Genomic DNA, 5,150 nt, shown 5'->3' with positions numbered 1-5,150 from the left:
CCCCCCCCCCCCCCCCCCCCCCCCCCCCCCCCCCCACTACCCGTCATGACGTGCCGAACGACGGTCGGCCGTGCCCGTGATCGCGTACCGACCAACGGTCGGCACCTACCGGTGTGGTTGCGCAGGCGTTACGCCAGCGCGCGGGCCTTCAGTTCGCCCTGTTCGTGCACGGTGCCGAAGCGGCCCTTTTCATCGCGTGACACCTGCGCCAGCGCGCACTGCGGGTCGTGGGTGAAGAACAGATGGACGTTGCGGGCCAGCTTGTCTTCCAGGAAGCTGCGCTTCTCGTCGATCAGCAGTTCGGCGTTGCGGTCGTAACCCATGGTGATCGGCACATGCACCCACGAGCGGCCCGGGATCAGGTCCGCACAGAACACCACGCCACCCCGCGCCTGGCCATCCACCGTTTCCGGCCCGATGATCTCGGCCAGCATCAGGCCCGGCGTATGCCCGTCGCTGAAGCTGAAACGCACGCTGTCGCCCAGGGCGGTGGAATACGGACCGTCGACGATCTCCAGGCGGCCACTGGCCTGCAGCAGACCGGGCAGTTCCGGGATGAAACTGGCCCGGTCGCGCGGATGCGGATGCAGCGCACGCGCCCAGTGCTCGGCCCCGACCAGGAAGGTCGCATTCGGGAACAACAGTTCCGGCGAGCGCCCTTCGCTCCACGGTGCCAGCAGGCCGCCGGCATGATCGAAGTGCAGATGACTCAGCACCACCACGTCGATGTCTTCGTGCTCGAACCCCGCCTCGCGCAGGGATTCGATCAGCACATGGCTGGGTTCCTGCACGCCGTAACGGTCCCGCAGTTTCGGCTCGAAGAAAGCGCCGATGCCGGTTTCGAACAGCACCGTCTTGCCAGCCAGCGGGCTGGCGAGCAGCGCACGGCAGGCCAGTTCGATCCGGTTGAGATCGTCCGGCACTGCCCATTTTTCCCAGACCGCGCGCGGCGCATTGCCGAACATCGCGCCACCATCGAGTTTCTGGGAGTTACCGCGGATGGACCATAGTTTCATTGGCAAATTATCGTCGTGCCCCTGTTAAATATTCGCTAGCCATCGCCCATGAAAAAACCCCGCCACTGGGACGGGGTTTCTCGTTTCTGCGGTCAATCAGTGCGCTTGGCTGACCGCGGCGCTGCCGACCGGATTGCGCGGGTCGCTGCCACCGCTGAGGACATTGCTGCGGCGGTCCCATTCCACCGTCTGCAGATTGCCCCAGACATGGCTGGAGCCGCGACCGCCCGCGGCGGTGTCGCCGGGCAGATCGATCTTGTGGCCCATCGCCTGCAGCTGTTTGATGGTGTCCGTATCGAAGGTGCCGTCCTCGGCCTCGATCCGGTCGGGCAGCCACTGGTGGTGGTAGCGCGGCAGCGCGGCGACCTGCTGGGCCGTCAGGCCGTCGTCGTAACCCAGGATGCCCAGCAGCACCATGGTGATGATGCGGCTGCCACCGGGCGTGCCGAGCACCACGACCTTGTCGGCGGACTCCATGAACGTCGGGGTCATCGAGCTGAGCATGCGCTTGCCCGGCTTCGGCGCATTGGCCGCATAGCCCATCACGCCGAAGGCATTGGGGGTGCCCGGCTTCAGCGCGAAATCGTCCATTTCGTTGTTCAGCAGCACGCCGGTACCCGACGGAATCAGGCCCGAGCCGTACAGCAGGTTCACGGTCTGGGTGGCGCCGACGCGGTTGCCTTCGCGGTCGATGATCGAGAAATGCGTGGTCTCGTCATCTTCCAGCGGCGTCGGATTGCCCGACAACAGGTCGCTCGGGGTGGCCATTTCCGGATGGATGGTGGCACGCAGGCCCTGCGCGTAGTCCTTGCTGGTCAGTACTTTCTGCGGGATATCCACGAAGTCCGGATCCCCCAGGAAGAAGGTGCGGTCGCGGTAGGCGCGGCGCATCGCTTCCACTACCAGGTGGGTGCGGTGGGCCTGGTCCATCGATTTCAGGTCCCAGCCTTCCAGGATCTGCAGCATGGCCGCCAGTGCGATGCCACCGGAGGACGGCGGCGAGGCGGTGGTGATGGTCCAGTCGCGGTACTTGAAGGCGATCGGCTCGCGCAGCTTGACCCGGTAGCCGGCCAGCTCCTCTGCGGTCCACTGGCCACCGGCCTGCTTCACGCCCTTGAGCAGCAGCTTGCCGGTCTCGCCACGGTAGAAGCCATCGAAGCCCTGGTCGGCCAGGCGCTCCATGGTCCTGGCCAGTTCCGGCTGGCGGAACACGTCGCCTTCGGCGATCGGCTTGCCGTTGCGCTCATACACCTCGCGCGTGCCAGGGTAGCGCTGCATCACCTCACGCCGCGATTGATAGCCCTTGGCCATGCGTGCATACACCGGGAAGCCCTCGCGCGCGATGCGCATGGCCGGTTCCAGCGAGGTCTTCAGCGGCAGCTTGCCGTGCTTGGAAGAGAGCTCCACCAGCGCCGCTGGCAGGCCCGGAATACCGGCCGACCAGGCACCGTTGACCGAACGGTCGCGGTCCAGCTCGCCTTTCTTGTCGAGGAACGCCTCGGGGGTGGCGGACTGCGGCGCGGTTTCGCGCGCGTCCAGCATCACATCCTTGCCGGTGGCCGCGTCATGCAGCAGGAAGAACCCACCGCCGCCGAGACCGGAGCTGATCGGCTCGACCACGGCCAGCGTGGCCGAAACCGCGACGGCCGCATCGAACGCGTTGCCGCCCTTGGCCAGGATTTCCATGCCAGCTTCGGTGGCCAGGTGATGGCCACTGGCGACGGCGGCACCGTCAGGATGTTTGGCCAGGGCCGCCTGCGCGGGTTCCGCGGCCCAGGCACCCGGGGCCACCAGCAGGACAAGCAGCAACCAGCGACGCGACAGCGTTCTCATTTGGGCACAAACTCCGTGACATACAATTCGGGATGATCGCGCTGCAGCCCATGCAATTTGGCCAGCAGAGCGTCCTGGGTTTCCGGAATGTCCGGATCGGGATCGATGCATTCGACCGGGCAGACGACCACGCACTGGGGTTCGTCGAAATGCCCCACGCACTCGGTGCAGCGGGCCGGATCGATCACGTAGATGGTTTCACCCATCGAAATGGCCTGATTGGGACAGGCCGGCTCACAGACGTCGCAATTGACGCAGAGCTCATTGATTTTCAGCGACATGGCGTTACTCCACGCCCGCGCCGGCGGATGAGAACCGGCCCACGCGGGCGCGCGGGCCGGTCATCGGTGACGCCCCTGCGGGCGCCACCCGGGCCGCGCACAAGGCGCAGCCGCCACTGCACGGGTTACTTGGCTTCGACGAAGATGTACTCGGCGCCGGTCGGCTGGATGATCGACTGGACGCGGGCGTTGTCGGCGGCCTTGCCGATGAACACCACGCGCACACCCTTCATCGAGTCCGGCGAGACGTCCTTGAACACGGCCTGGATCATGTCGGCCATCTTGGCCGAGGCCGAGGAACCGAAGGCCAGCATGTTGCCCGGCTGCACGCCACGGCCCACGGCCTGGGTGGCGCTTTCGACCTGACGCTCATACTTGGCCGCGAATTCCGGATCCGATTCCGGAGCGAGGTAGTACAGGTACGGGCTGTTGCTGATGTTGCCCATGTTCTGCACGGCCACGGCCTGCAGGTACTTCTTCCAGCCGGCATCGTCATCGGCAGCCGGGGCGACCAGCGCCTGCTGGGCTTCGACGACCGGCGCGGCCTCTTCCTTCTTGCAGGCGGTGAAGGCCAGCGCGAACGACGCGATCAACATGGCACGCATGGTGTTGTTCATGGAATTCCTCCCTTGGTGATTCTTGGTATGTATGGGTCTGACAGGTACTACGCTTGGCCCGACTTCGCTTCACGGACCTTGCGCAGCGCCTCAAGCACAGCGGACGGCACAAAGCCGGACACGTCGCCGCCCAGACGGGCGATCTCGCGGACCAGCGAAGACGAAATGAAGCTGTGTTGCTCGGCCGGGGTCAGGAACAGGGTCTCGACCTCCGGAATCAGATGGCGGTTCATGCTCGCCATCTGGAATTCATATTCGAAATCGGACACCGCGCGCAGGCCGCGCAGCAGGATGCCGCCCTGCACCGAGCGCACGAAATGCGCCAGCAGCGTATCGAAACCACGCACTTCCACGTTGCGGTTGTGGCCCAGCGCATCGCGGGCCAGCTGAACGCGCTGCTCCAGCGGCAGGGTCGGCCCCTTGGACGGACTCTGCGCCACGCCCACCACCACCTTCTCGAACAGGGGCGCAGCGCGGTTCACCAGATCGATGTGACCGTTGGTGATCGGATCGAAGGTGCCCGGGTAGACAGCAATGCGGCGGTTGGCCACGGTCATACGTCAGCTACGCGTGTTGGTCTGGTGAAAGTGTAGCAGTGGCGCGCCGATACAGGGCAAAACGGACCTCCCGGGTGCCCCCCTCGCGGTGCAGCAGCCACGGCGCAGGCATCTTCGGCGCCTGATCGGCCGGGGACTCCACGTACAGCCAGGCATCGGCGGCCAGATGCGACGGCAGCCCCGCGATCACCGCCTCCCACAGCCCATCGGCGAACGGCGGATCGATGAACACGATATCCGCCAGCGCCCCGGCCGGCTGCCGCAGCCACTGCAGCGCATCGGCTTGTACCACCGCGATCTGCTGCTGCGCGCCCAACTTGGCGACCGACTCGCGCAGCTGGCGGGACAACGCCACATCCCGCTCCACCAGCGTCGCCTGCGCCGCCCCCCGCGACACCGCCTCCAGCCCCAGCGCCCCGCTCCCGGCGAAGAGATCCAGCACCCGCGCCCCACCCAACCGCGGCATCAGCCAGTTGAACAGCGTCTCGCGCACCCGGTCACTGCTGGGCCGCAGCCCCGGTGACAGCGGCACCGGCAGCTTCGTATTGCGCCACTTGCCCCCGATGATCCGCACCTGGCCCACGGCGCCCACCGGCTGACGCGGCGTCATGCGTGGCTCCGGAGACAGCTGGCAGCGGGATGGGCGAACGGGCAGAAGAGCGTCATGGGCACGGATGGCAGGCGGTTCAGGACGACATTCTAGGCGGTCCAGCGGTTGTCTCCACCCAGCGTCCCGATGCCGGAATGAAATGCAGCCACGCATGGCGTGGCTCCTGTCGCACGTCCGACCCACCTTGTAGAGGGTGGCGGGTACGGGGGGCCGGGACCGTTGGGCAGCATGGATGC

Annotated in this window: 6 protein-coding genes; all 6 read right to left on the bottom strand. The window is 66.4% G+C overall.

All coding sequences use genetic code 11. From position 1 onward, the window contains the following. Positions 1-128: 128 nt before the first annotated feature. Positions 129-1,016 carry an MBL fold metallo-hydrolase gene (locus tag ACE026_RS05300; RefSeq protein ID WP_088432193.1) on the bottom strand — a complete coding sequence of 296 codons (888 nt, stop codon included), beginning with the start codon at positions 1,014-1,016 and terminating at the stop codon, positions 129-131. A gap of 96 nt (positions 1,017-1,112) precedes the next feature. Beyond that, the gene (ggt, locus tag ACE026_RS05295; protein WP_486038233.1) at positions 1,113-2,849 is read right to left on the bottom strand and encodes a gamma-glutamyltransferase; all 1,737 of its coding nucleotides are present in this window, start codon (positions 2,847-2,849) and stop codon (positions 1,113-1,115) included. Continuing rightward, positions 2,846-3,130, bottom strand: coding sequence for a YfhL family 4Fe-4S dicluster ferredoxin (locus tag ACE026_RS05290; RefSeq protein WP_123728977.1), 285 nt, complete (start codon positions 3,128-3,130; stop codon positions 2,846-2,848). The genes ggt and ACE026_RS05290 overlap by 4 nt, the downstream gene beginning before the upstream one ends. Positions 3,131-3,255: 125 nt before the next feature. Continuing rightward, the gene (locus tag ACE026_RS05285; RefSeq protein WP_019183240.1) at positions 3,256-3,747 is read right to left on the bottom strand and encodes a hypothetical protein; all 492 of its coding nucleotides are present in this window, start codon (positions 3,745-3,747) and stop codon (positions 3,256-3,258) included. Positions 3,748-3,794: 47 nt separating this feature from the next. Beyond that, positions 3,795-4,304 (bottom strand): pantetheine-phosphate adenylyltransferase, encoded by a 510-nt coding sequence (gene coaD, locus ACE026_RS05280; protein ID WP_313211488.1) that lies wholly within the window; start codon positions 4,302-4,304, stop codon positions 3,795-3,797. Positions 4,305-4,311: 7 nt separating this feature from the next. Further along, the gene (gene rsmD / locus ACE026_RS05275) at positions 4,312-4,914 is read right to left on the bottom strand and encodes a 16S rRNA (guanine(966)-N(2))-methyltransferase RsmD (protein ID WP_486038232.1); all 603 of its coding nucleotides are present in this window, start codon (positions 4,912-4,914) and stop codon (positions 4,312-4,314) included. Positions 4,915-5,150: the final 236 nt, after the last annotated feature.

The sequence above is a fragment of the Stenotrophomonas sp. AGC87 genome, from assembly GCF_057333975.1.
The sequence above is the reverse complement of the archived record's forward strand: the minus strand, read 5'-3'. Positions and strand labels throughout refer to the sequence as shown.